Annotated in this window: 4 protein-coding genes; all 4 read left to right on the forward strand. The window is 70.1% G+C overall.

Annotated features, from left to right (window positions below):
- Nucleotides 1–141 precede the first annotated feature (141 nt).
- The 4 genes from VF468_18160 (at nt 142) to VF468_18175 (ending at nt 4643) form a co-directional block, all read left to right on the forward strand.
- Complete coding sequence (locus VF468_18160) at nt 142–1278, forward strand: tyrosine-type recombinase/integrase (protein ID HEX5880214.1); 1137 nt, start codon at nt 142–144, stop codon at nt 1276–1278.
- Nucleotides 1279–1655: 377 nt separating this feature from the next.
- Entirely contained in the window at nt 1656–3743 is a 2088-nt protein-coding gene (locus VF468_18165; protein HEX5880215.1) for a site-specific integrase, read from the forward strand.
- A 4-nt stretch (nt 3744–3747) separates the two neighbouring features.
- Nucleotides 3748–4311 carry a hypothetical protein gene (locus VF468_18170; GenBank protein ID HEX5880216.1) on the forward strand — a complete coding sequence of 188 codons (564 nt, stop codon included), beginning with the start codon at nt 3748–3750 and terminating at the stop codon, nt 4309–4311.
- 122 nt (nt 4312–4433) lie between these two features.
- Nucleotides 4434–4643: a tyrosine-type recombinase/integrase gene (locus tag VF468_18175; protein HEX5880217.1), complete on the forward strand. Its 210-nt coding sequence runs from the start codon at nt 4434–4436 to the stop codon at nt 4641–4643.
- The last annotated feature ends 89 nt before the right edge of the window (nt 4644–4732 follow it).

Consider the following 4732-nt stretch of genomic DNA (forward strand, 5'->3'; position numbering starts at 1 on the left):
CCGTCAGCCCTCACATCCTGCGGCACAGCCGGGTTATCTCCCCTCCGGTTGCCGCGTGAGGGACCTGGGACTTGGAGACAAAGTAGCACGTGCCTGACAAGTATTCGAACCTCTGTCGGTGTCGAGAGTTACCTTCGGCCCATGATGGATTCGACGAGTACTGAGTTCCGGGCCGAGCGTGCCGTGTCCCCGGTGGACGGCGGCGAGCTGTGGGTGGTGCTCGACCCTCGGTTGGTCCTGCACCGCGAGGCGAGCGACTTCCTGCGATGCCTGCAGGGCGCCGGGCGGTCGCCACACACGATCCGCGCCTACGCCGGGCGGGTGGCCCGGTTCCTGGGCTGGTGCCAGGCGCAGGGGGTGGATTGGCGACGGATCGGCCTGCCGGATCTGGCTCGGTTCAAACGGTGGCTCGAGTCCTCTCCCGGCCGGCGTGGTCGGACCCGGCGTGGTTCGACCGTCAACGCCGTGCTGACGGCGGTGTGTGAGTTCCTCCGGTTCTGCGCGCGGACCGGGTTGGTCGAACCGGTGGTGGCCGAACGGCTCTCCGAGCCGCGGTGGCTGCCGTTCACCCCGCCGGGCATGGACACCGGGGAGTCCGGTCAGTTCCGCACGGTCCGGGCCCGAGCGCTCAAAGCGAAGGCCGAAACGCCATTCCCTGATGCGCTTTCCGCGGAGCAGGTGGCACAGGTGTTGGCCTGTTGCCGGCGGCCGCGGGAACGGTTCCTGGTGATCTTGTTGCTGCACACCGGGCTTCGGATCGGTGAGGCGCTCGGGTTGCGCCGATGCGACATGCACCTGCTGCCCGACTCCCGGAGTCTGGGATGCCCGACGGTGGGCGCCCACGTGCACGTCCGGCACCGGGCGAACCCGAACGGCGCGTTGGCCAAGTCCCGGTTCCCGCGCACTGTGCCGGCCAGCGACGCGGTGCTGGCCGGCTACGCCGACTATCAGTACGAACGCACCCGGATCGTGGGCGGGTCAGGCACCGACATGGTGCTGGTGAACCTGTATCACGAACCGCTCGGCGCGCCGATGACCTACCGGGCGGCGAAACGCTTCTTTGACCGGCTGGCCCGTGACTGCTCCTTCCCGGTCCGCCCGCACATGCTGCGCCACTCGGCGGCCACCAACTGGATCCGGGCAGGGGTCGACATAGACGTCGTGCAAAAGCTTCTCGGTCACGCATCGCTGGCATCAACAACGGTGTACCTGCACGCCCGGGACGAGGACAAGCGCCGCGCGGTCGCGGCCGTCGCGGAAGGGCGGCGATACCGGTGACCGGGCCGGCGCCGCGACTGGTCGGCGGCCCTCGCCGGGACCGGGAATCCGGCGGGGCGGGATGGTTGGGCTGGCTGCGCGCGCACCTGGATCCGGTGTGGCGGCCGGGGGAATGGGACGGGCAGGCGTGGTTGTTCACCGGGGATCTGCACAGCGACCGGACCGCGGCGTGGCCGTGCCGAACCCCGGGTTGCCCGACCGCGACCCGCTGGCATCACGGCCGCTGCGACGGCTGCCGACGGGCCCGCGCCGGGGCCGGGCTCAGCTGGGAGGGCTTCGATGCCGACCCGCCGCCACGTCTGGTCCGGCCGCTGCTGCCCATCGGCCGATGCTCGGTGCCCGGCTGCGACAGTGAGCTGCACTGCCGCGGGCTGTGTTTGCGGCACGAAAAGGCCTGGCGAAAGGACAAGTCCGAGCCCATCGAGGAGTTCGCGGCCCGGGCCCGTCCGTTGTCGCGGGCGCCGGACTGCCTGATCGCCGGTTGCCTGCGGGAGCGCGTCACCCGTCGTGGGCTCTGCCGGTTCCACAGCAACCGTTACCTGCGAGCCGATCCGACCAGCCGGACCGCGGCCGGGCTGGCCGGGTGGGTGGCCGCCGAGCGGCCACTGCTCGGCATGCACCAGTTCTGCCTGGCCGGGCTGCCCGAGTTGGTCGCTGTCGAGGTGCTCTACGCGTTGCAACGCAGGGACCTGTCCCCGCCGCCGATGGACCCGACCGGGGTGCGGATCCTGCTGACCCGGCTGGCCGGTGCCCGATCGCTGCGGGAGGCCGATCCGCAGGCCGTCTGCGAGAGCGGCGGCACCCAGTACAACTCGGCGATCAGGGGACTGTTCCGGGACCTGCGGCTGCACCTGGACCGCGCCTGGGCCCAGCACACCGGCATCGACCCGACCGCCGGTGACGTATGGCAGGTGGCGCTGCTGGACCTGCACCCCAACGCGTCCCGGCCCTGGCCGGCCACCAGCGGGGAGATCGACTTCCGGCCGGTCGAACAACCGTGGCTGCGGGACCTGGTCAAGGACTGGGCCCGGGCCACCCGGCCGCACGTGCAGCGACTCAGGGAGACGCTGCGCGCCTGCCAGGCCGCCAGCCAGACCCTAACCGCGGCTGGGCGGACCGACCCGACAGCCCTGGGCGCCGGCGACTTCACCCGGATCATCGACGCCATCACCGGGCAACGCCGCGCCGACGGCACCACGTACTCGGCGGCCCACCGCAACCTTCTGCTGCACCAGTTCTGCCAGGTCATCGAGCACGGCCGGGCCGCCGGCATGATGACCACGGTGCCCGACACCTTCCGGCCGGCCCACCGCCGCCGGGTCCGGACCGACCCCAACGAGGACGAACTGGGCAAGGCACTGCCCGACACGGTGATCCGCCAGCTCGACGCCAACCTGGGCCTGCTCGGCCCGTCCGGGCGGGCCGGCTCGATCACTGCCACCGACCTGCAACAGATGCACCACACCATCTATCAGATCCTGCGCGACACCGGGCGGCGCCCCGGCGAAGTGGTCAGTCTCCACCTCGACTGCATCGAGATCATCGACGGCCAGCACAATCTCATCTACGACAACCACAAGGCAGGGCGACTGCGCCGACGACTACCGATCACCGCCCAGACCACCGAACTCATCCAAACCTGGCAGGCCCACCGCGCCCGGCTGCTCACCCCGCCGGCCACCGCCCGATGGCTGTTCCCCAGCCCGCTGCTGCGGGCCCGGCAGTCACACGGCCACGTCACACCCGCCTGCGTGTGCCGGGCCTTCAAGGCATGGGTGCAGCGGATCGGCACCATCCACGGCGAGCTGCTCGGCCCCGACGGCCGGCCCGCCCCGTTCCCGCACACCTTGATCGTCCCCTACGCGCTGCGCCACTCCTACGCCCAACGCCACGCCGACGCCGGCGTCCCCGTCGACGTGCTCAAAGACCTCATGGACCACGTCTCGGTGACCACCACCATGGGCTACTACCAGGTCGGCCTCAAACGCAAACAGCAGGCCATCCGCGCGGTCGGGTCGCTGGCCACCGACGCCGCCGGGAGCCCCGCCCCGTTCACCACACCCACCGCCTACCAACGGTCGTCGGTCGCCGTCCCGTTCGGCAACTGCACCGAACCGTCCAACGTCACCGCCGGCGGCGGCGCCTGCCCGATCCGCTACCAATGCGCCGGCTGCGGCTTCTACCGCCCCGACCCCTCCTACCTGCCCGCTCTGCAACAGCACATCGCCGACCTGCGCGCCGACCGGGAAACCGCCCGCGCGATCGGCGCCGCGGACTACGTCCAGACCAACCTCACCGCCGAGATCGACGCATTCACCAGGGTCGCCGAACAGATGCAGAACCGGCTCGCCGAACTCGCACCCGACGAACGCGCCGAGGTCGAACAAGCCAGCCGCCTGCTGCGCCGAGCCCGCGCCGGTCGACGGCTACCGCTGACCGTGCACACCAACACCGAGACCGGATGACACCATGACCGATCGCACCGCAGCCCTGAAAGCCGCCCGGACCAAGGACAGCACCGACAAACGCGGACGTGTCCTGGCCGCCCTGAACGCCATGCAGACCGCCGGACAACCCATCACCGCCGCCGCGGTCGCGGCCGCGGCCGGAGTGTCGACCTGGCTCGTCTACGCCGACGGCATCCGCGAACACTTCCAAGCGGCCCGACAACACCAGGCCACCGCCGGCACACCAACCGGCAACCCTGGCCCCGACCCCCAACCGGCGACACCCGCCAGCCTGCGCACCGACCTCGCCATCGCCCGGAGCGAAATCCACCGACTAAGAAACGATCTCAACAAGATGCGGGAACGACTGCGGCTGCAACTCGGCGCCGAGATCGAACAACCCGACCGGGCCGAGCTCATCGCACGCGTGGGCGCCCTCGAATCGGCGAACCAGCAGTTCCTCGCCGAACGCGACGCCCGCGCCCACGAAGCCGACACCGCCCAACGTCGAGTATCGGAACTCGAGGACGAACTCACCGCCGCCCGAGAAAGTCTGCGCCGCGTGATCAGGGCCACCAATCGATGACAACACCGCCCGGCAGGTCAACCAGTTTGACCACGAGCTGCCTCACATGCCTCACGTGTCTCGTCCACCCATATAGACCCTGACCAGGCATTACGCAAAATTCAGTGGAGATAACCCGGACCATGCACCTCTACGAGTCCGGGGTTCCGCTGCCCTACATCCGCGACATCCTCGGCCACGCCGACCTGTCCACCACCGAGATCTACGCGCGGGCCTCCACCCAGGCCAAACGCAGAGCACTCGAAGCCGTCTACGCCGACGTCGTCACCGCCGCCGAGCTGGCCGAATGGAACCAGAACCCCGAACTGCTCGACTGGCTCACCAGCCTCTGACCGCGTCCGGGATTATGCGCAGCGTTCGGTCGTCACCACCGCGCCCACCCGCGGCAACCGCTCGACGCTACGCATAACCCAGCGCTGTT

The sequence above is a fragment of the Actinomycetota bacterium genome, assembly GCA_036280995.1.
Classification (GTDB): domain Bacteria; phylum Actinomycetota; class CALGFH01; order CALGFH01; family CALGFH01; genus CALGFH01.

Coding starts and splice junctions, on each gene's coding strand:
- VF468_18160 (HEX5880214.1), top strand. CDS start 142: ATGATGGATTCGACGAGTACTGAGTTCCGGGCCGAGCGTGCCGTGTCC.
- VF468_18170 (HEX5880216.1), top strand. CDS start 3,748: ATGACCGATCGCACCGCAGCCCTGAAAGCCGCCCGGACCAAGGACAGC.
- VF468_18175 (HEX5880217.1), top strand. CDS start 4,434: ATGCACCTCTACGAGTCCGGGGTTCCGCTGCCCTACATCCGCGACATC.